Raw genomic sequence first — 22,101 nt, 5'->3', positions numbered from 1 at the left:
CAGCTCCCATAAAAATCCCGGCCAATGCCGGGATTTTTTTGTTGATGACCAAGCTGCCCACCGGTATGGCAAGGCTATCGCTAGGAACGCAGGCCAATACCACGCGAGATCAGGGTATAGCAGATCCCATACAAGATCGCGGTAAACAGACCTAGCACCGCAAACGACGTGCCGATCCCCACATCGGATACCCCGAGAAATCCATAGCGAAATGCATTGACCATGTACACAATCGGGTTGAGCTTGGAAACTGCCTGCCACACTTCCGGCAACAGGCTGAGCGAGTAAAACACCCCGCCCAAGTAAGTCAGCGGCGTCAGGACAAAAGTCGGGATAATGCTGATATCATCGAATGTCCGGGCAAAAATAGCATTGATCAGGCCGCCAAGCGAAAAGACCACCGACGTCATCAACACCGTGGCGACCACTATCCCCAAATGGGCAATCTGCAAGTCAACGAACAGCAGCGACACCACCGAAACAATCAAGCCAACCCCAAGGCCACGCAACACCCCGCCGCCGACATAGCCGGCAATGATAATATGGTTAGGCACAGGGGCAACCAGCAGCTCCTCGATATTGTGCTGGAACTTGGCACTGAAAAATGATGATGCGACATTGGAGTACGAGTTGGTGATCACCGACATCATAATAAGGCCGGGTACGATATATTCCATATAGCTAAACCCACCCATCTCACCGATCCGGCTGCCGATCAGGCTACCGAATATGATGAAATAGAGCGTCATGGTAATCGCTGGCGGTACCATTGTCTGAACCCAGATCCGGGCGAAACGATTCACTTCCTTGGTGATCAGGCTCTTAAACGCGATCCAATACAAGCGGTTCATGCCTCGCCTCCTGTTTTCTTGCTGTTGCCCACTAAGGTCACAAACAGTTCCTCAAGCCGGTTGGCCTTGTTGCGCATCGACACCACATCAATGCCCTGCTCGCTGAGCTGGACAAACACCCGGTTCAGGCTCTCGCCCTTGTTGATGTCGATCTCCAGCGTGTGGTTGTCGGGCAATTTCCAGTTGACCCCCTCAAGGCGCGGCGTATTGCCGTTGAGGTTGATATCGAGGATAAAGCTCTCGACTTCAAGCTTGCCCAGCAGGCTCTTCATCGAGGTGTTTTCGATCAGCTGGCCCTTACTGATAATGCCGATGTTGCGGCACAGCATCTCGGCTTCTTCAAGATAGTGAGTCGTCAGGATAATCGTCACCCCCTGGCGGTTGATCTCACGCAGGAACTCCCACATTGATCGACGCAGCTCAATATCCACCCCGGCAGTAGGCTCATCGAGGATCAGCAACTTGGGTTCGTGCATCAAGGCCCGGGCGATCATCAGACGGCGCTTCATCCCCCCCGACAAGTTACGGGCCCGCTCGTTGCGCTTCTCCCAAAGATCCAGCTGAGACAAGTATTTCTTGGCGCGCTCCTTGGCCAGCGGCCTCTCGACCCCATAGAACCCCGCCTGGTTCACGACGATCTGCTCAACCGTCTCAAACTGGTTGAAATTGAACTCTTGCGGCACCAAGCCGAGCTGCTGCTTGGCCAGCACCTTCTGGCTATCAAGATCGTAGCCAAAGACCTTTACCTCCCCCGAGGTTTTATTCACCAGCGAGCTGATAATCCCGATAGTGGTGGATTTCCCGGCACCATTGGGCCCCAGTAGCGCAAAAAAATCCCCTTCTTTAACACAAAGGCTCACACTTTTCAGTGCATTCACGCCGCCTTTGTAGGTTTTGTTTAAGTTTTTTATTTCCAATGCGTTCATAAAATGCGATCTTAATGTTATTGATTTGTCGGCAGGTAGAGATCCGATTTGCTAGCTGACAAGCTTGTGTATAGTAATCCGGTTTGCATATCTATCCGCCCTGCGATCCAGTACGGATAAATATGTAAATTGTTCAGCCCTGGCAGCGGATACTCTCCCAGCTAGGAATAAGACTGTATCAAACAAAGGCATTATCATGGCAGATATCAAGCAGCTATTCGCAAACAACCAATCCTGGGCCGAAAACATCAAAGAGGAAAAACCGGAATTCTTCGCCCACCTGGCCAAAGCCCAACACCCAGAATACCTCTGGATCGGCTGTGCCGACAGCCGGGTTCCGGCAGAACGTCTTACCGGGCTCGACTCCGGCGAACTGTTCGTCCACCGCAACGTCGCCAATCAGGTGATCCACACAGACTTAAATTGCCTCTCGGTCGTTCAGTATGCCGTTGACGTACTCAAAGTCCGCCACATCATCATCTGCGGCCATTACGGCTGCGGCGGTGTCACGGCCGCTATTGAAAACCCGCAGCTAGGCTTGATCAACAACTGGCTACTACACATTCGTGATCTGTTCATGAAGCACCGCTCTGATCTCGGCCAGCTTCCCCGCGAACAATGGGATGACAAGCTCTGCGAGATCAATGTCGCGAGCCAGGTCTACAACCTCGGCAACTCCACCATCATGCAAAATGCTTGGGAACGAGGCCAAAAAATCAAAATTCACGGCTGGATCTACGGGATCAATGATGGGGTACTGAGCGATCTCGGCGTTACGGCAACCAGCCGCGAGAGCCTTGAGGTAGCCTATCAGGCCGCGATGGCGCAGATCCTTCCGAAAGAAGCAGAGTAAGACACTCGGCTGCCACCCCAGATAACAAAAAGCGACTGTAATACAGTCGCTTTTTTCTCGGAGCTATTAGCCTTCAATAGGCACTACTTTGCCGATATATGGCAGGTGACGGTATTTCTGAGCATAATCAATACCGACACCCACTACGAACTCGTCTGGGATTTCAAAACCAACCCACTCTACATCCACTTCAACTTCACGACGCTCTGGCTTATCGAGCAAAGTACAGATTCGAATCGAATTCGGCTCACGAAGAGACAGGATTTCACGCACCTTGTTAAGGGTGTTACCTGTGTCGATAATGTCTTCGACCAACAGCACATCCTTGCCCTTGATGTCGTCATCCAGATCTTTCAGGATGCGTACATCACGGCTGCTTGCCATCGTATTGCCATAGCTGGATGCTGTCATGAAATCGACTTCGTGCGGAAGATCTATGGCGCGGGCAAGGTCTGCCATGAAAACAAACGAGCCACGGAGCAGGCCAACCATGACCAGATTTTCCGAACCATTGTAATGCTCGGTAATTTGCTTCCCTAGCTCTTTGATACGCGCCTGAACATCCTGCTCAGAAATCATTACTTCGATTGTGTGCTTCATCTCTCTCTCCACCAGAACGACTACACCAGCCGCCTGTCGGCCAACGGTAAATGGAGTCTTATTCTAACATCCCTATCAAGTAATAGTTATTTAATCGAACATGTCAATTATATGACACACATTGCTTAAAACTCGATTGAATACAGTAGACTGCTCCTGTAAAGTTGGCGGGTATGGACAAAACATAACCAAAAAAATTACTGAGCTAGGGAAATGATCAATGGATACGATCCTAAAGAAAACAAGGACTCGCCTGTCGCCTGAAAAACGCAAAGAACAACTGCTTGATTTTGCCATTGATGTCTTCGCACGACGTGGTATCGGCCGTGCCGGGCATGCTGATATTGCTGAAATGGCCAATGTCTCTGTCGCGACCGTCTTCAATTATTTTCCAACGCGTGAAGCCCTAGTCGAACAGGTGCTTAACGAAATTGAAGAGCAATTCAGGCTAATGCTTACCGAAAACCTCAACAACGAGACCAGCTTCAAAGAGCAGCTGACCCAAATCTGCTATCGCCTAATCGACGAGGTTATCGAAGACAAAGACTGGGTCAAAGTATGGTTCGAGTGGAGTACCTCGGTACGTGATGAAATCTGGCCGCATTTCATCAACAAGAACAAGAAGCACTTTACTTACATTACCGAGCAGTTTGACAACGCGGGTCTATCGGGAGCCCTCTCTGGCCAAGAGCGTGCTTGGCAATTCCAGGGGCTTTGCTACGTGCTCTACTTGCAGACCAACATCAATCCGAACAAAGAAGAGATGCAGGCTCAGGCCGATACCCTTATCGGCACCTTGCTTTCCTAGCATCACCGCCAATAAAAAGGCCGGCTCATTGCCGGCCTTTTGCTTTTATCCCTTCGGCCTTAACGCAGGCACTACCCGCGAGCCCTAACTGGCAATGGCAAAAACAACCGGCTCATGGGGCTCGACTTCTATCCTCACCTTCTCGCCTACCGTCAGGATCTGATGCGAATGCACCAGTAAGGTATGTTGCTGGAAGGCGACCGAATAACGGCAGCTGTCTCCCATGAAAAGCTGTTCGATGATCTCGCCTTCTCCATCGGCATCGGGGATCACCCTGAGGTTCTGCGGGCGCAGCAGCCATTCCACTTCTCCCGTGGCGGCCGGAGTTTCATGGATATCAAATGCCCCCAGCGGCGTCGACAGCATATGGTCCCGCTCTACGGTCACCGGAAGATATGAGCCAGTCCCGAGGAACTCAGCGACAAAGCGGCTGCTCGGACGGTAATAAAGCTCGGTGGCTGTACCAAATTGCTCAATCACCCCGTTGTTCATCACCGCCATTCGATCCGCGAAGGCAAACGCCTCTTCGCGGCTATGGGTGACAAAAATGGCCGTCACCCCCTGCGCCTTGAAGATCCGGCGAATTTCCTTGATCAAACCGTGGCGAACTTGGGTATCGATGTTCGAGAACGGCTCGTCGAGCAAAATCAGATCCGGCTCGCTGGCCAGTGCCCGCGCTATCGCAACCCGTTGCTGCTGACCGCCCGATAACTGGTGCGGGTAGCGATCATCCAACCCTTCAAGGTGGACCAGCACCAGCATCTCGGCCACTTTGGCCGCAACTCGCTCCTTGTCCCAGCCGCGCAGGCCGAAGGCAATATTCTCGGCCACGGTCAAATGCGGAAACAAAGCATAATCTTGGAAGATCATCCCGATATTTCGCAGCTCCGGCGGGAGCCAAGTCTGCGCGTCGGCAATCACCCGCTCGTTGATCATAATATCGCCGCTTTCAAGCGGCAGCAGCCCGGCAATAGCCTTGAGCAAGGTGGTTTTGCCACAGCCGCTCGCCCCGAGCAAACAAACGATCTCATTGTCCCTGACCGGCAGCGACAAGTTTTCCAGTATCGCCTGACCATTGTACTTACAAGTCAGGTTCTTGATAGATAATGCATGGCTCATCAGTGTTTCTGCTCCAATGATCGGTTAACCATCACCAAGGGGATCAGGCCGACGAAGACCAGCAGGATCGCAGGCAATGCTGCTAGCTCAAGCTGCTCGTCAGAGGCAAAGTTAAAAACATAAGTTGCCAGGGTCTCGAAGTTGAACGGCCGCAATAGTAAAGCGGCATTGAGCTCTTTCATCGACTCAATGAACACCAGCAACCCGGCAATCAGGCAACCACGGCGGATCAGCGGCAGGTGTACCCTGCGCAGCATCTGAAACGAGGCGTACCCCATTGTTTTAGAGGCCATATCCAACGACGGTGGGATTTTAGCAAGGCTGCTCTCTACGCTGCCGATGGCCACCGCAGCAAACCGAACAACAAAGGCAAAGATAAGGGCAAACATGCTCCCGGAGAACACCAGACCAGGGCTGCCCAGCCCTAGAGCCAGCGTGATATCATTGAGCAGGTGATCGGCCCAGCCAAGTGAGATCATCACCCCGATTGCCAATACCGTACCCGGCACGGCGTAACCCATTGACGAAATACGAATCGGCACCACCGTCGCCCGTCGGTCATCAAGACGGCGATAAAAATTTACCGCCAGTGCCAATGCGACAGAAACCACCGCCGTAACCAACGCGACTCTGAGGCTATTTAGGCTATAGAGCTGAAACTCACTGGTCCAACTCTCGGCAAAATAATGAAACGCGTAGTAACCCAGCTGGAAAAGCGGAAACAGGAAAGCGAAGCAAACCAGCACCCAACACCACGCCACCGCAAACCATTTCTTCGGGCCGGCCAGCAGGTAGCGCACATCATCGCCATGCTCAAACTGTTGTTGGAACAACTTCTGGCGGCGGCGGCTGAAACGCTCGGCACTGAGCAGCAGGAAAATAGCCAACAGCATAAGCGCGGAGATCTTGGCAGCCGCCGTCAAGCTGGAATAGCCAAGCCAAGTATCATAGACGGCCGTCGTCATGGTATTTACGGCAAAATAGCTGACAGTACCGTAATCCCCTAGGGTTTCCATGGCCACCAGCGACAGGGCAACGGCGATTGACGGCCTAGCAAGAGGCAGCGAGATACGACGGAAACTCTCCCACGGTGAGCAGCGCAGCAGGCGGGCTGACTGGAGCAGACTGGTACTCTGCTCCATGAACGCGGCCCGGGCCAGCAGGTAAACATAAGGATAAAGCACTAACGCCAGTACCATGCAGGCCCCGCCAAGCGAGCGGATATCCGGAAACCAATAATCATGAATGCTCTGCCAGCCAAATACATCACGCAAGGCAACCTGAACAGGACCGGCATAGTCAAACCAGTCTGTATAGATATAACCAATGATATAGCCGGGCATCGCCAACGGCAGCACCAGGGCCCACTGTAATACTTTCTCGCCAGGGATCTTGCACATTGCCATGATCCAGGCTGACGGCAAGCCAAACAGCAATGACAGCACCAAAGTCCCGACCACCAGCAATACGGTATTGCCGGCATACGTCGGCATCACCGTCGCCATCAAGTGGGTAAAGACATCGTCCGTTTCGCCGGATGCCTTATGGAAGATAGCCAGAATAGGCAAAACCAGCAGGAGGGATAATCCCCAACTACTGGCCTGCCAAAAATAATATTTTTCTTTCATTGCTTACAACTTAGTACCTTTTGCAATCAAGCAGTGCCATTGCGATATCCGGCCTGCACGGGCAGGAGGATCAGCCTTTCAGCGGGGCGCTGAAACTACCACAGCTTATTGGAAAAAATACGTCGCTCTAAGCAAAAAACGGGGCGTTATGCCCCATTTTTTGTAACAAACTACAGATCAAACTTTACTTCATCCAGCAGCTTAATTGCGGTGCTGTGGTACTGTGCCACTTTATCCAAAGACAGATCGTCAGCTTTGAAGTCACCCCATGATGCCACCAGCGCTGAACGCTTCACGCCTTCTTTTACCGGGTACTCATAGTTGACCTCCGCGTACATTTGCTGCGCCTGTTCGCCGGTCAAGAACTCCATCAATTTCTGTGCGTTATCTTTATTCGGAGCATATTTGGCCATCGCCATGCCACTCACGTTAACGTGCGTACCGAAGTTTTCCTGACCCGGGAAGTTGATGTATACCGCTTCCGCCCAAGACTTCTGCTTGTCGTCATTGACCATCTTGCCAAGGTAGTAGCTGTTGCCGATGGCCAGATCACACAGGCCTTCCTTTACGGCTTTGACTTGTGCACGGTCATTACCCTGAGGCTTGCGCGCAAGATTGGCCTTCACGCCTTCTAGCCATGTTTTGGTTTCGGCTTCGCCATAATGGGCAATCATCGACGACACCAGCGAAATGTTATATGGGTGCTTGCCTGAACGAGTACAGATCTTGCCTTTCCATTCGGGCTTGGCCAGATCGCTGTAATCGAAATCGGCCGGCAACTTGCCAACACGATCGCGGGAAGAATACACGTTACGACTGCGCAGGGTCAGGGCGAACCACTCGTCCTCGTTATCGCGGAACTGAGCTGGAATATTGCTATCAATCACCTTGCTATCGACAGGCTGCACCAACTGCTTGTCAGACAGTTCAACCAAACGGCTGATATCGGTTGTCAGGATCACATCTGCCGGGCTGTACTTGCCTTCTTGCTCCAGCTTCTCAGCCAATCCTTTTTTGGCAAACTTCACATTAACCTTGATACCGGTTTCCGCGGTAAATTCCTTGAACATCGGCTCAACAAGGAAAGGCTGGCGGTAAGAATAAACATTCACTTCTTCCGCAGCCATCGCAGCCTGTGGGGCAGCCAATCCGGCCAAAATAGCAGTCGCCAACAGCTTCTTCATAGGTGATCCCTTAACGTAACGATAAATGTAATGATAATGTTTCTCAATAGCGAATGATTATAATGTAGCCCACTCATAACGCAATGGCTTGTAACAAATACAAACAAAAAAAAAGCATCCTCGCGGACGCTTTTTTCAAAAGATGTGATTTAAATATATGTTACTTATTTCACACTAACAAACTCAGGGTAGGCATCGATACCGCAATCGTGAAGGTCCATGCCCGCCAGCTCTTCCTCTTCGGTTACGCGAATACCTACGGTGTACTTCAGCACCGCCCATACCGCCAGACTTGCACCAAATACCCAGCCGAAGATAACCACAGCCCCTAGCAACTGGGCCCCAAAGGTGGCATCTGCATTGCTAAACGGCACGACCATCAGGCCGAAGATACCGCACACACCGTGGACTGAAATCGCACCGACCGGATCATCAATCTTAATTTTATCCAAGCCGACAATACTGAAGACCACCAGAGCACCGGCAATCACACCGATACCAACAGCTGCCAATGGCGATGGTGACAGCGGGTCGGCGGTAATGGCAACCAGGCCGGCCAAGGCACCGTTGAGGATCATCGTCAGATCCGCCTTGCCCCACGTTGTCTTGCACACAGCCAGCGCCGCAATCGCACCTGCCGCAGCAGCCGCATTGGTGTTAAGGAAGATCTGACCGACAGCTGTCGCGTTCTCAAAGTCAGACACCATCAGCTGCGAGCCGCCGTTAAAGCCGAACCAGCCAAACCACAGGATGAAAGTACCCAGTGTCGCCAATGGCATGTTTGAGCCCGGGATTGGGTAGATTTCACCGTTCTTGCCGTATTTCCCCTTACGGGCACCCAGCATCAGAACACCTGCAAGCGCCGCCGCCGCACCGGCCATATGCACAATCCCCGAGCCGGCAAAGTCGCTAAAGCCCGCTTCAGAAAGGAAGCCGCCGCCCCATGTCCAATACCCTTCCACCGGATAGATAAACGCGGTCAGCACCACCGAGAAGATAAGGAATGAAGCCAGCTTCATGCGCTCTGCCACGGCACCGGATACCACCGACATTGCCGTCGCGACAAAGACCACCTGGAAGAAGAAGTCGGACTCCAGCGAGTGGTCAGCCCCCTCAGCCTGGGTACCTATCAACATCCCGATAGAAGGCAGCCATCCGCCCTCGCCGTTATCGACATACATGATGTTGTAGCCCACGATCAGGTACATGGTACAGGCAATGGCATACAAACAGATGTTCTTGGTCAGGATCTCTGTGGTGTTTTTCGAGCGGACCAGCCCGGCTTCAAGCATCGCGAACCCCGCGGCCATCCACATTACCAGTGCCCCTGACAGCAAAAAGAAAAAGGTGTCGAGTGCATAGCGCAACTCTGTAACGGTTGTTGTCAATTCCATAGCTTTGTCCCCTGTCTCCTAATACTTACAGTGCTTCCATATCTACTTCGCCAGTACGGATCCGCACGGCATGGTCAAGGTCGTAGACGAATATCTTGCCATCGCCGATCTTGCCGGTCTGGGCCGCTTTGGAAATCGCGTCGATGATGGCATCGAGGTTGTCGGACTGGGTGGCGATCTCCAGTTTCACCTTGGGTAGGAAATCAACCTGATACTCGGCCCCACGGTACAGCTCGGTATGGCCCTTCTGGCGGCCGAAGCCTTTCACTTCGGTCACCGTCATTCCCTCGACCCCGACATCGGCCAGTGCTTCGCGTACATCGTCTAACTTGAATGGCTTGATAATTGCGTTAATTAGTTTCATTCGCTGCTCCTCACAAACTGCATTCCCTCTTAATCACAATTAATTAACAAACAAGCACCGTGCCAACTTTTTATTCTCTTAATTATCATTAGGTTAATGATATCCCTATACCACCAACAAAAAAGGCCGCACCATATTGGTGCGGCCTTTTCACTATAAACAGGCATTCCGTGCCTTTATGGGGCATCCCCCTATCCAAGCCGATTAAAAACGCGTGACAAACGCCCGCCAGGCATCGAGCACCTGAGCAAAATCCTCAAACCCACAGACGGCGATGGCTTCCTCGTCATAAAAATCCATGTTGTCTTCAAGTTCGGTATCATCTTCTGAAAACAGATAGTTAGCCTGAACAACCACTTCATTGTCCTGCAGGGTAAGCGTCAGCTCGTCGCCCACCATCCGCCATTCTTGAGTGCTGTTCTTGAGTGCACCAAGCTGGGACATCACCGTATCCATCAGCGCAAAGTCCTTACCCGCCACTTCCACCAACCAGCGTCCCAAGACCTCGTGGCCCATTGAAAAGACAGCATGATAACTGCCATCTAATGTGTTCTTCTTAAAATCGTAATCCATAGCGGCCCCTTACACGCCATCAATGACAAGCGTGCGGAGAGTGATACACTTTGACCACGCCCCAGCATGCGCTCACGGTGCGCACATTTTCAGGATCTGACACAGAAATGCAACTCAACGCCACCATTGCCCGCCAAATCGTCGAGCGGGCCATGAAGATCATCCGGCATTCGGTCAATGTCATGGACGAATACGGCAGGATTATCGGGTCCGGCGACCCTTCCCGCCTCAACCAGCGCCACGAGGGAGCGATCCTTGCCCTCAACGACAACCGGGTGGTCGAGATCGATCCTGCCACCGCCCTCCAGCTCAAAGGGGTCAAACCGGGCATCAACCTGCCGATCCTGTTCCGCGACCAAGCCATCGGTGTGGTGGGAATTTCCGGCGAGCCCGAACAAGTGCGCAACTACGGTGAGCTGGTGAAGATGACCGCCGAACTCATCGTCGAGCAAGAAGCACTGATGGCACAAGTCCAGTGGAACAAGCGCCACCGCGAGGAACTGGTCCTCCAGCTGATCCGCGGCAGCGAGCTCAACGAGAACCAGCTGCTGTCGATAGCCCAGAAACTGGCACTGGATCTCTCCCAGCCCCGCATTGCCGCCATCGTCAAGGTGTTGCCATCGGCAGGGGAAAACCTCTCGCTCGAACACCTCCAGCGCATGGTCCATCTGCTCGAATACCCAGAGCGCGACAACCTGGTGGGGATCGCCTCGGTCTCGATGAATGAAATCGTGGTCCTCAAGCCAATATCCCTGAGCGGTGACAGTTGGTCCAAAGAGGTCGAGAGAAAGCGCCTCGACAAGCTCCTGCGCCGGGTCGCCAAGGAGAGCCAGTTCACGATCCGAATCGCACTCGGCGAATACTTTCCCGGCCTGCAGGGACTATCACGATCCTACCTCACAGCCCAAGCAACCCTGGAGTCGGATCGCTCCGGCGAGACGGTTCTGTTCTACCAAGACCACATCCTGCCGGTCCTGCTTAGCAGCCTCAAACAGGACCGCTGGCGCTACGAGCAGCTGATGCAGCCCCTGCATTTGCTCCGGGCCAATGACCCCCGCGGAACACTGCTACGGACCCTTGAAGTATTTTTTGCCCAGAATTGTGATTTGGCTCAAACCTGCGAAGCCCTCCACATCCACCGCAATACCCTGCGCTATCGCCTTGAGCGAATAGAGCAAGAAACCCTATTAAGTTTCAACAACATAAGTGATAAAACACGTCTCTACCTCGCCATCTGCGGCTGATCAAAAAAACTCAATTTGTGCATCCGCACAAATAAACACGTCTGAGGTGATGCATTTTCGTCACCTCGCCTAAAGCTAAAAACTGCCCTGCCGCGTAAAGTCCAGCGCAACAACGCATTCTCGCTTTCTCTGACATGGAATACAGCAATGGTAGAAGTCTCAACCCTCGGCGCCCTTGCCGCCCTGATTGTGGCCATTAGCCTCATTTTGAAAAAAGTCCCGCCTGCCTACGGCATGATCATTGGCGCCCTTGTCGGCGGTATTGTCGGCGGCGTCTCGCTGACCGATACCGTCAACCTGATGATCGGCGGCGCTCAGGGCATCGTCACAGCCGTGCTGCGTATCCTCGCTGCCGGCGTTCTGGCCGGGGTGCTGATTGAGTCCGGCGCGGCGACAACCATTGCCGAAACCATCGTCAAGAAAGTCGGCGAGACCCGTGCCCTGCTGGCACTGGCCGTCGCCACCATGATCCTGACCGCTGTCGGCGTATTCGTCGATGTGGCGGTGATCACCGTCGCGCCTATCGCGCTGGCCATTGCCCATCGTGCCGACCTCTCCAAGATGGCGATCCTGCTGGCCATGGTCGGCGGCGGCAAGGCGGGCAACGTGATGTCGCCGAACCCGAATGCCATTGCCGCAGCCGATGCCTTCAACGTCCCGCTGACCTCCGTGATGGCAGCAGGCGTGATCCCTGGGCTATGCGGTATGGTCTTCGCCTACTTCATCGCCAAGAAACTGGTCAACCGCGGCAGCAAGGTCCAGCAGCACGAAGTCGTTACCGTAGACCACAGCCGCCTGCCGACATTTGGTGCCGCCATCGTCGCCCCGCTGGTCGCGATTGCCCTGCTGGCCCTGCGCCCAATCGCAGGACTCAATGTCGACCCGCTGATCGCCCTGCCCCTTGGCGGCCTGATCGGTGCCGTCGTAATGGGACGCTTCCGTGACAGCAACCACTTTGCCGTCTCCGGCCTAACCCGCATGGCTCCGGTTGCCGTCATGCTGCTCGGTACAGGTACCCTTGCCGGCATCATTGCCAACTCCGGCCTCAAGAGCGGCCTGATCGATGTGCTGACCGCCTCCGGCCTGCCGTCTTACCTGCTGGCACCAATCTCCGGTGCACTGATGTCACTGGCCACTGCCTCGACAACCGCTGGCACGGCCGTGGCTGCAAGTGTCTTCAGCCATACGATTCTCGAGTTGGGTGTACCAGCTCTTGCCGGCGCGGCGATGATCCATGCCGGTGCGACGGTGCTCGACCACATGCCGCACGGCAGCTTCTTCCATGCCACCGGCGGTGCCGTCCACATGGACATGCAAGAGCGCCTCAAGCTGATCCCTTACGAGTCAGCAGTCGGCCTTATGATCGCCATTGTTTCAACCCTTATCTTCGGTGTTTTCGGTCTGTTCGTTTAAGGAATCCCAGCCATGAAAATTGTTATTGCTCCTGATTCATACAAAGAAAGTTTAACGGCGATGGAAGTTGCCACGGCAATCGAAGCTGGCTTCCGCGAAGTATTGCCCGATGCCGACTACCACAAGCTCCCGATGGCCGACGGCGGCGAGGGCACCGTCCAGTCGCTGGTGGATGCCACCGGTGGCACGATTATCAACCACCCGGTCACCGGCCCGCTTGGCGAGCAGGTTGACGGCTTCTACGGCCTGCTGGGTGACGGTCGTACGGCGGTGATCGAGATGGCCGCGGCCTCAGGCCTGCACCTTGTCAGCCCGGCGCAACGCAACCCGCTCAAGACCACCACCTTCGGCACCGGCGAGCTAATCAAGGCCGCACTGGACAAGGGGGTCGAGCATATCATCGTAGGGATCGGCGGCAGCGCAACCAATGACGGCGGGATCGGTATGGCCCAAGCCCTTGGGATCCGCCTGCTTGATACAAATGGCGAAGTGGTCGGTTTCGGCGGTGAGGCTCTAAGCCGGATTGCCAGCATCGATATGGCGGGGCTCGACCCGCGCCTTGCCACGGTCAGACTGGAAGTGGCTTGCGACGTCGACAACCCGCTATGCGGCCCGAAAGGAGCCTCGCAGGTGTTCGGCCCGCAAAAAGGGGCAACGCCGGAGATGGTCGCGCAGCTTGACGCCAACCTCGCCCACTATGCTGCGATCATCAAAGCCCAGCTCGGGCGCGATGTGAAAGAGATGGCCGGTGCCGGTGCGGCTGGTGGAATGGGCGCGGCCCTGCTTGGCCTGCTAAATGCCAGCCTGCGCCCGGGGATCGAGATCGTGATGGATGCGGTCAACCTAACCGATATCGTTGCTGATGCCGATCTGGTGATCACCGGTGAAGGCCGTATTGATAGCCAGACTATTCACGGCAAGACCCCGATTGGGGTTGCCCGTACCGCGAAGAAATTCCACTTGCCGGTGATCGGTATTGCCGGCTGTCTGGCTGCCGACTGCGATGCCGTTTACGACCACGGTATCGATGCTGTCTTCAGTGTCGTGCCCCGCGCGATGACGTTGCCCGAAGCATTAGACGAGGCCGCTTTCAACCTCCAGATGACCGCCCGCAATATCGCCGCCATGGTCACTGTCGGCCGACGCTAATTACCGTCCCCATCAAGTCAAAAAAGGCAGGTGCCCAACCTGCCTTTTGCATCTGCCCCCACCGCTGTTACCGCCATCACAAAACCGTATTCCCATTGCCGATATTCAGCACAGGCTAACCACAACCGTAGTCTAATGGGAACACACTCCACTCTTCCCATTCAGAAGGATATGGCTTATGGATAGATTTCTCGCTTTTCTCTCGGGCCGCAACAATGCCCACCGTCTCGATGATATCCTGCTTCTGTTACTACGCCTGGCAACCGGCGGTGCGATGCTGGCCCACGGCATCGGCAAAATTTTCCAGTTCGGTGATCTGGCCCCGACCTTTGCCGACCCGCTCGGTATCGGCACGAGCGCCAGCCTTGTCATCGTTATACTCATCGAAATCATGGCTTCACTGGCCATTTTGGCAGGTATGCTAACCCGCCTGTTCGCCCTGATCCTGCTGCTTACCATGACAGTGGCCACCTATACCACCAGCACCACGACAGGCTGGACCAGCGCCGAGCCAATGTTCCTCTATGCCATGCTCTACCTCACCTTACTGATTCAAGGTGGAGGCCGACTCAGCGCCTCGCACTACTGGCTGGCCAAACGCAGCAAAACCAAACCGGCCCTGCAAACCGCCTAAAAAAGAAAACGCCTCCGAGGAGGCGTTTTTATTTGGCAAATAACCCTAAATCTGGGGGATCAGGCAGGCTGCTGCACAATCACCTCATCGGCTACCTTGGTGTACTGCTCCATTCGGTGGAAATTAAGGTAACGGTAGGTATCCGCCGCCGTGGCATCGATCTGCTTAGCATATTCAAGGTACTCCTCGAGCGTCGGGATCCGCCCGAGAATTGCCCCTACCGCCGCCAGTTCGGCCGACGACAAGTACACGTTCGCGCCAGTCCCCAAACGGTTAGGGAAGTTACGGGTCGAGGTCGACATCACTGTTGCCTTGTCGGCCACCCGAGCCTGGTTACCCATACAGAGCGAACATCCCGGTGTTTCAATCCGTACCCCAGCTCGGCCAAAAATGCCGTAGTAACCTTCTTCGGTTAGCTGATCCTTGTCCATCTTGGTCGGTGGAGCCACCCATAAACGGGTATCCAGCTGGCCGCCGAATTTCTCGAGCAACTTGCCGGCTGCACGGAAGTGACCAATATTGGTCATACACGAACCGATAAATACCTCGTCAATTTGGGTACCCTGGACCTCGGACAACAACCGGGCATCATCAGGATCGTTCGGCGCACAGAGAATGGGCTCTTTGATATCAGCCAGATCGATTTCGATCACATGGGCGTATTCCGCATCACTGTCTGCCGTCATCAATTCAGGGTTGGCAAGCCATGCTTCCATCGCACTGATACGACGCTCAATGGTACGGCGGTCACCATAGCCCTCGGCTATCATCCACTTAAGCATAACGATGTTCGATTCGAGGTACTCGGCTATCGATGCCTGCGACAATTTCACCGTACAGCCAGCAGCGCTTCGCTCTGCCGAGGCATCTGACAGTTCGAACGCCTGCTCGACCGTTAAGTGCTCAACCCCTTCAATTTCCAACACGCGGCCAGAGAATTCGTTGATCTTTCCGGCTTTCTCTACCGTCAACAGCCCTTGCTGAATCGCGTAGTAAGGGATGGCATGAACCAGATCGCGCAAGGTGATCCCTTCTTGCATCTCGCCTTTAAAGCGCACCAGAATCGACTCGGGCATATCAAGAGGCATCACCCCAGTTGCCGCCGCAAAAGCCACCAGGCCGGAACCGGCAGGGAAAGAAATCCCCAGAGGGAAGCGAGTATGGGAGTCACCGCCAGTACCGACGGTATCCGGCAGCAACATGCGGTTGAGCCATGAGTGAATAACACCGTCACCCGGACGCAAAGATACCCCGCCTCGATTCATAATAAAATCAGGCAGCGTATGGTGCGTATTCACATCGATCGGTTTTGGGTAAGCCGACGTATGGCAGAACGACTGCATGGTCAGCTCAGCAGAAAAACCTAGACAGGCTAAATCTTTCAATTCGTCGCGGGTCATCGGACCGGTGGTATCCTGCGAGCCCACCGTGGTCATCTTAGGCTCACAATAGGTACCAGGGCGGATGCCTTCCACACCACAGGCTTTACCGACCATCTTCTGGGCCAGCGTATAGCCCTTGCCTGAGTCCTCGACGGCCACCGGACGGCGGAACACATCAGAAGACGGCAGGCCCAAAGACTGGCGCGCACGATCAGTCAGGCCACGGCCGATGATCAATGGAATACGGCCACCAGCACGCACTTCGTCAATCAGCACATCGGTCTTCAGACCAAAAGTCGATACCAGTTCGTCTGATTCATGGCGACGCACCTCGCCCTTGTAAGGGTAGACATCAATCACATCACCCATATTGAGTGCGGTAACATCAACTTCGATCGGCAAGGCACCGGCATCTTCCATGGTATTGAAGAATATCGGGGCAATTTTGCCGCCCAGTACATAGCCTCCCGCACGCTTGTTAGGCACGCAGGGGATATCATCGCCCATAAACCACAGCACCGAGTTGGTCGCCGATTTACGCGACGAACCGGTTCCGACCACATCGCCGACGTACACGAGTTGGTGGCCTTTTTGCTGGAGCGCCTCTATTTGCTTAATCGGGCCAATACTGCCGGGCTGATCGGGCTCGATGCCATCACGGACGTTCTTGAGCATCGCCAGTGCATGCAACGGGATATCCGGACGTGACCAAGCATCAGGCGCTGGCGAAAGATCATCGGTATTGGTCTCACCGGTGACCTTAAACACTGTCAGGGTGATTTTCTCGGCGAGTTCAGGCTTAGACAGGAACCATTCGGCGTCAGCCCAAGATTGCAGCACAGCCTGGGCGTAGGCATTGCCAGCCTTGGCCTTTTCCTCCACATCATAGAAGGCATCGAACATCAGCAAGGTGTGGGACAGGGCCTTGACCGCCACCGGCGCCAACTCGGCATCATCGAGTAGGGAGATCAACGGCTCGATGTTGTAACCGCCTTGCATCGTTCCCAGCAACTCAGCCGCCTTGACCGGAGTAACGATAGGCGAAACCGCCTCGCCGGTTGACAGTGCAGCCAAAAAGCCGGCTTTTACATACGCCGCTTCGTCAACCCCCGGCGGGATACGATTTTCAAGCAGATCAAGCAAGAAGGATTCCTCTCCTGCTGGCGGGTTCTTCAATAACTCAACCAGAGAAGCTGCCTGCTCGGCATCGAGAGGCTTTGGAACAATTCCTTCAGCTGCACGTTCTTCGACGTGTTTACGGTAGGCTTCAAGCACGACATATTCCTCATTCTAGGTTTGGCCAAGACGCCAAACATCCTTGGAAGTGATTGATCACCCGACATGCTGCAATGAGGCTTATCCTGCCACACACTAAACGGTTACCCGGCGGGAAACGCCTCAACATTAGCCTAGGGAGACCAAAACCGTTTATTCAGCATACCAGTTTTAACGTAAAGTTAAAATCCACTCGTTTTTTACAACATTCACAGATTTTGAATAAATTTACAGCGCACCGCCAAAGAACAGATAGAACGAATTATTGTTTTGCTCCGTCTGACCATACGCCACAATCAAGGGCCCCAACGGGGTGGTAATGCCCGTGAAAACACTGCCCGCCGTATATAGGGGCCTGTCACTGAACCCGAGTTCTGGGTCGTTGTATACCCCGCCATACTCCACGGATCCCCCAAGAAAGACCGATGACTTGAACAAACCAAAATCCTGCTCGGCGAGGTGGTAGCGATATATCGCAGCCCCAAAGAGCTTATTGTTGCCAGTCAGGCCATTTTTAGGGATCCCGGAAAGGTTTAGAAACCCCCCTATCTCCTTGGGATCCACCAACGCCGACAGGGTATAGTCAATCTGCCCATACTCCGCCTTCCCCATGAAGGTGTGGTTGCCAAAGGTATACGCACCACGCCAGTTAACATCGAGCTCAAAGGCCATATCACGATTGGAAACATTGCCGTCATCATAGTTCTCGTCGGACAACGCCATCGACACATCCACCGAGTTTCCCCATTTGGGCAGCATAAAATCATCAAGGGTATCGAGCTGGTAGCTAACATAGACCGCCTTGCTTTCTCGCTTCCCCGCACTAACGCCGGGCACCCCAACATATTCGGTATCACCGTAAATATAGCGAGCCCCAAGTCTGAACTCCTGCCACAGTTCGGGCTGCCACCCTACGGAGCTATCGAGGATATAGTCGGTGTAGGTCGCGGGAATAAAAAAGCCGATATCATCCAGCGAGGGTTCATCGCCGGAAAAAATAATATTCTTGTCCGCAATTTTGTATTCGGCCGAAAACAGGGTGAACAAATTCGGTTCGTTGATAAACGGCAGGTACAGCTCGGTGGCGATACGCTTATCGGTACCGTATTCCAGCTCACTCCGCCACTCTGCACCTGCTTGGTTCAACCCGGTAACATTGAAAGCCACCCCTATCGAGTAATCGGTACTGTTTTCGAAATCATCCTCAAGGGCAAAACGCAAATCGATAAAATTCGGCCCCCAGCTTTTCTCCCTGACATCCAACAAAATGGCATTGTTGCCCGCGGGGTTTTCCTCTATTCGGTAATCAACCCGCTCGAACCGATCCAACGCATAGAGGTTGCGCACACTCTCGGCCAGCTGCTCCGAGGTGATAGTATCGCCCGCTTCCAACTGAAGCCGATCCAGCAGCACCGAATCGGCAAAGCTGCTGTTGTTCACCAATATCAATTCATCAATATGGAGCTGATCGAGGTAACTCAGGTCACGTCGGCGCAACTGCTTGTGATCGACATAATCTTGAAACCATACCGCCTGCCCCATCGGCGCAAGCGTCAACGCCTCTGACATCGTCGCTTGATAGCCCCGTTCAAAGGCCTCCGGCATCTTGGCAAAATCGGCCGTGTTAATCCCCTGAATAGCAGGCCGGATCAACAGGTCACCGCCCTTCAGCAAGGCGATCTGCCGCTTTGAATTGTCACGCACCATGAAATCCGTCAGCTGATCCATTACCGCGAAATAGTTGCTGAGCTCATCTCGCGATTTGAAGTCGTTGCTGATATCAACCGCGATAACAATATCGGCCCCCATGGCGCGTACGACATCCACCGGCAGATTGTTGGTGATCCCACCATCAACCAGCAGCCGCCCCTGCAGGTTCATCGGCGGCAACAGCCCCGGAATCGACATGCTGGCCTGCATCGCCTCGGCTAAATCGCCACGGTCCAACACCACGGGCTTGAGAGTCTCAATATCTGTCGCCACCGCCCGAAACGGAATCACCAAGTCATCGAAACTATCGAATACCGGCAAGTTGCCCGATGTTGTCCGTAGGATCTCGCCCATCGTCTGCCCCTGGACAATCCCCCGCGGCGCTTTGAGCTCCCACCAATCAAAGCCGATTTCACTTTTGATCTGGAAGCGATCCTCCTGCTGCTTTTCCCGTACCCGACGATCGCTGCGCTCAACCCGATCCTGATAGCCTCGCTCCCAGTCCACGCTCGTCAGCAACGATTCAATTTCGTCGGCACTCATCCCCGTTGCATATAATCCGCCGACATAGGCACCCATGCTGGTTCCGGCGATATAATCCACAGGGATATGAAGCTCTTCAAGGGCCTTGAGCACCCCGACATGGGCTGCACCCTTGGCCCCGCCGCCGCCCAATACGACCCCGATCTTCGGTCGCTGTATCTCATGGGCCTCGACCTTTACCGGAAATACACCTATCGCAAGAAAAAATAAGATGAAAATCACTAAAGATATGAATCGATATTGCAGATATACATACACGCTATGCGTTGCCTCAAACTTTTCAAAATCATACAGTGGCGACAAAACTCACGAGCGAGTTATTCGCTCAAACAACACCAAAAGTAAATGACTATGAAGCTCAACCAGTTCACCATCAAGCAGAAGCTGATCTTGGCTATCATCATTGCCGTCCTTGCCTCAACGTTACTCGTTGGCATTATTAGCCAAAAGCAGGCCCGCCATGTGGTCGAAACCCGCCTACTGGAGTCTGAGCTACCTGCGACACTGATGCAAATCCGCAACAATATCGACAAAGAAGTCTCCATCATACAAGGAGCCGCTCAGCAACTCGCCACCAGCCGCTTTATCACCGACCTCTACCATGATGGTCGCAGCCAAGCAGACGAAGCTAAAATCGTCCAGCAACTCAATGATATCAAAAACCAATACGGCTTGTTTGATGCGTCTGTTGCAGACCGTACTACCGGTGATTACTGGAACCAAAATGGCTTTCTACGCCGCCTAAACCGCCAACAGGACAGCTGGTTCTTCGGGTTTACCCAAGGCGGGCAAGCACGCTCGCTCAGCGTATTCAAAGAAAGCAATGGTGACGTAAAGCTGTTTATCAACTATCAGCAGCTCAACGGCAAAGGAATGGCAGGACTGTCGAAATCCCTTGATGAAATGGTTTCATTCATCAACCAATTCAAAATCGAACAGACCGGTTTCGTCTATCTGACCGATGCCAGTGGCAACATCAAGCTCCACCGTAATGACAGCATTATCGATAAACAATCGCTTTCGGGGCTCTACGGCAGCCAGCAAGCCGGCAAATTGCTGATCAAGGACAATATCAACATTACTCAAATCGAGCACAACGGCCAGAAACTCCTCTTGGCAAGCAGCTATATCCCATCAATGGACTGGTTTGTCGTAGCTCAAGTGCCATTGGAAGAGGCCTTTACCGCCCTTGATAGCGCCCGCGAGCAGATCATGCTGTGGACAGCCGGTATCGCCGCCTTGTTCGCCCTGCTGGCTATCTGGCTAGGCAGCAACATTACTCGACCTATCACCCGCTTGGCTGATGTATTCAAAGATCTCGGCGAAGGCGAAGGCGACCTTCGCCACCGTATCGATGTCGACGGCAATGATGAGATTGCCCAACTATCGAACGGGTTCAATAGCTTTATCAGTAAAATCCATGCTTCTGTCCGTGACGTGGCCGAAACAGGCAACAGCCTGCGAGAGGCCGCCGAAGCCGTTGCACAGCAAGCGGAATTCACCCTAGATAACAGCCATAGCCAGCGTGACCGTACCCTTCAGGTCGTGACCGCTATCAACCAGATGGGGGCGACGGTCAACGAAATTGCCTGCAACGCCGCTCAAGCTGCCGAGGCAACCCAAAATGCCGAGGCGGAGACCCAAACCGGCCACGCCGTTGTCGGCCAGGCCCGCGATGCCATCAACCAACTGTCACGCGATGTCATCCAAGTCAGCGAAGTTATCGAGTCTCTGGCCAACAATACCCAGGCGATCGGCAGCATCCTTGACGTGATCCGGGGGATATCAGATCAAACCAACCTTCTTGCGCTCAATGCCGCCATCGAGGCTGCCCGCGCCGGCGAGCAAGGGCGCGGATTTGCAGTGGTGGCCGACGAGGTACGCAGCCTAGCCAGTCGCACCGCCGATTCAACGGATGAAATCCAGTCGATGATCAACCGCCTTCAGGAAGAGGCTGGCAATGCAGTCAACGCGATGGTTCAAAGCCGCCAGCTAAGCGCGGAAGGTGTCTCGGCTGCAGACGAAGCCTCTGCCGCTCTGGACTCGATTGCCGAACGCATCACCCTGATTGCAGACATGAATACCCAGGTTGCCACGGCTACCGAGGAACAATCCACGGTCGTCAATAATATCCACGGTAACATCGAGGAGATTAATGACACCACCCATCGCACAACGGATACCGCGGGTGAATTGGCACAATCAAGCCAAAACCTCCGCGCTCTGTCCCAGCGTCTTGATAGCATGGTCGGGACATTCAAGCTGTAAAGCTTAGGATCTCCCCATCGATCTCCCCTTTTATCTAAAGGGGAGATCTGCCACTCGATATCCCCTCGCTTTACCCTACCCTCTTTCAATCTGCAATAGCCAAAAAACGCAAAATAACATTATGCTACCCTACAGGTATTTTGTGAGCCCCCCCGGATTTTAGCTGACCACAGAGGGGTATTT

18 protein-coding genes are annotated in these 22,101 nt (G+C 53.9%); 7 read left to right on the top strand and 11 right to left on the bottom strand.

The window, feature by feature from the left end:
• Positions 1-80: 80 nt before the first annotated feature.
• Together ABT56_RS09420 and ABT56_RS09415 are read right to left on the bottom strand one after the other, a co-directional pair.
• The gene (locus tag ABT56_RS09420; RefSeq protein WP_047878629.1) at positions 81-851 is read right to left on the bottom strand and encodes an ABC transporter permease; all 771 of its coding nucleotides are present in this window, start codon (positions 849-851) and stop codon (positions 81-83) included.
• Positions 848-1,777 (bottom strand): ABC transporter ATP-binding protein, encoded by a 930-nt coding sequence (locus ABT56_RS09415; protein WP_047878628.1) that lies wholly within the window; start codon positions 1,775-1,777, stop codon positions 848-850. The genes ABT56_RS09420 and ABT56_RS09415 overlap by 4 nt, the downstream gene beginning before the upstream one ends.
• Before the next feature lie 196 nt (positions 1,778-1,973).
• On the opposite strand from ABT56_RS09415, the gene can reads away from it, so the two are divergent.
• Positions 1,974-2,630, top strand: a complete 657-nt coding sequence (gene can, locus ABT56_RS09410; protein WP_047878627.1) for a carbonate dehydratase — start codon at positions 1,974-1,976, stop codon at positions 2,628-2,630.
• A gap of 66 nt (positions 2,631-2,696) precedes the next feature.
• On the opposite strand, the gene hpt is transcribed toward can, so the two are convergent.
• The gene (hpt, locus tag ABT56_RS09405) at positions 2,697-3,230 is read right to left on the bottom strand and encodes a hypoxanthine phosphoribosyltransferase (RefSeq protein ID WP_047878626.1); all 534 of its coding nucleotides are present in this window, start codon (positions 3,228-3,230) and stop codon (positions 2,697-2,699) included.
• Positions 3,231-3,450: 220 nt separating this feature from the next.
• Between hpt and ABT56_RS09400 the strand changes: the two genes are divergently transcribed.
• Positions 3,451-4,038, top strand: a complete 588-nt coding sequence (locus ABT56_RS09400) for a TetR/AcrR family transcriptional regulator (protein ID WP_047878625.1) — start codon at positions 3,451-3,453, stop codon at positions 4,036-4,038.
• Between the two features lie 84 nt (positions 4,039-4,122).
• On the opposite strand, the gene ABT56_RS09395 is transcribed toward ABT56_RS09400, so the two are convergent.
• The 6 genes from ABT56_RS09395 to ABT56_RS09370 all read right to left on the bottom strand — a co-directional run bounded on the left by ABT56_RS09395 (position 4,123) and on the right by ABT56_RS09370 (position 10,300).
• Positions 4,123-5,157: an ABC transporter ATP-binding protein gene (locus ABT56_RS09395; RefSeq protein WP_047878624.1), complete on the bottom strand. Its 1,035-nt coding sequence runs from the start codon at positions 5,155-5,157 to the stop codon at positions 4,123-4,125.
• Positions 5,157-6,785 carry an ABC transporter permease gene (locus ABT56_RS09390; protein WP_047878623.1) on the bottom strand — a complete coding sequence of 543 codons (1,629 nt, stop codon included), beginning with the start codon at positions 6,783-6,785 and terminating at the stop codon, positions 5,157-5,159. Before ABT56_RS09390 ends, ABT56_RS09395 begins: the two co-directional genes overlap by 1 nt.
• A 170-nt stretch (positions 6,786-6,955) precedes the next feature.
• A complete protein-coding gene (locus tag ABT56_RS09385) occupies positions 6,956-7,969 on the bottom strand; it encodes a Fe(3+) ABC transporter substrate-binding protein (RefSeq protein ID WP_047878622.1) in 1,014 nt (337 codons plus the stop codon).
• Positions 7,970-8,133: 164 nt separating this feature from the next.
• Entirely contained in the window at positions 8,134-9,363 is a 1,230-nt protein-coding gene (locus tag ABT56_RS09380) for an ammonium transporter (protein ID WP_047878621.1), read from the bottom strand.
• A gap of 25 nt (positions 9,364-9,388) precedes the next feature.
• Positions 9,389-9,727, bottom strand: coding sequence for a P-II family nitrogen regulator (glnK, locus tag ABT56_RS09375; RefSeq protein WP_047878620.1), 339 nt, complete (start codon positions 9,725-9,727; stop codon positions 9,389-9,391).
• A gap of 204 nt (positions 9,728-9,931) precedes the next feature.
• Positions 9,932-10,300, bottom strand: coding sequence for a YacL family protein (locus ABT56_RS09370; protein ID WP_047878619.1), 369 nt, complete (start codon positions 10,298-10,300; stop codon positions 9,932-9,934).
• Between the two features lie 107 nt (positions 10,301-10,407).
• Here ABT56_RS09370 and ABT56_RS09365 point away from each other — a divergent pair, with 107 nt between their 5' ends.
• The 4 genes from ABT56_RS09365 (at position 10,408) to ABT56_RS09350 (ending at position 14,740) form a co-directional block, all read left to right on the top strand.
• Complete coding sequence (locus tag ABT56_RS09365) at positions 10,408-11,544, top strand: sugar diacid recognition domain-containing protein (protein WP_047878618.1); 1,137 nt, start codon at positions 10,408-10,410, stop codon at positions 11,542-11,544.
• Between the two features lie 147 nt (positions 11,545-11,691).
• Positions 11,692-12,957, top strand: a complete 1,266-nt coding sequence (locus ABT56_RS09360) for a GntP family permease (RefSeq protein WP_047878617.1) — start codon at positions 11,692-11,694, stop codon at positions 12,955-12,957.
• A gap of 12 nt (positions 12,958-12,969) precedes the next feature.
• Positions 12,970-14,106 carry a glycerate kinase gene (locus ABT56_RS09355; RefSeq protein WP_047878616.1) on the top strand — a complete coding sequence of 379 codons (1,137 nt, stop codon included), beginning with the start codon at positions 12,970-12,972 and terminating at the stop codon, positions 14,104-14,106.
• Between the two features lie 178 nt (positions 14,107-14,284).
• Entirely contained in the window at positions 14,285-14,740 is a 456-nt protein-coding gene (locus ABT56_RS09350; protein ID WP_053062428.1) for a DoxX family protein, read from the top strand.
• 59 nt (positions 14,741-14,799) lie between these two features.
• Here the strand turns inward: ABT56_RS09350 and acnB are convergent, their stop codons facing one another.
• On the bottom strand, positions 14,800-17,397 hold the full coding sequence (gene acnB, locus ABT56_RS09345) for a bifunctional aconitate hydratase 2/2-methylisocitrate dehydratase (RefSeq protein WP_047878615.1): 2,598 nt from the start codon (positions 17,395-17,397) through the stop codon (positions 14,800-14,802).
• A 228-nt stretch (positions 17,398-17,625) separates the two neighbouring features.
• The gene (locus ABT56_RS09340) at positions 17,626-19,872 is read right to left on the bottom strand and encodes a patatin-like phospholipase family protein (RefSeq protein WP_240478286.1); all 2,247 of its coding nucleotides are present in this window, start codon (positions 19,870-19,872) and stop codon (positions 17,626-17,628) included.
• A gap of 129 nt (positions 19,873-20,001) precedes the next feature.
• Between ABT56_RS09340 and ABT56_RS09335 the strand changes: the two genes are divergently transcribed.
• Positions 20,002-21,918 carry a methyl-accepting chemotaxis protein gene (locus ABT56_RS09335; RefSeq protein WP_047878614.1) on the top strand — a complete coding sequence of 639 codons (1,917 nt, stop codon included), beginning with the start codon at positions 20,002-20,004 and terminating at the stop codon, positions 21,916-21,918.
• Positions 21,919-22,101: the final 183 nt, after the last annotated feature.

The sequence above is a fragment of the Photobacterium aquae genome (assembly GCF_001029445.1).
Taxonomy (GTDB): domain Bacteria; phylum Pseudomonadota; class Gammaproteobacteria; order Enterobacterales; family Vibrionaceae; genus Photobacterium; species Photobacterium aquae.
This window is presented reverse-complemented; position numbering and strand designations above follow the sequence as displayed.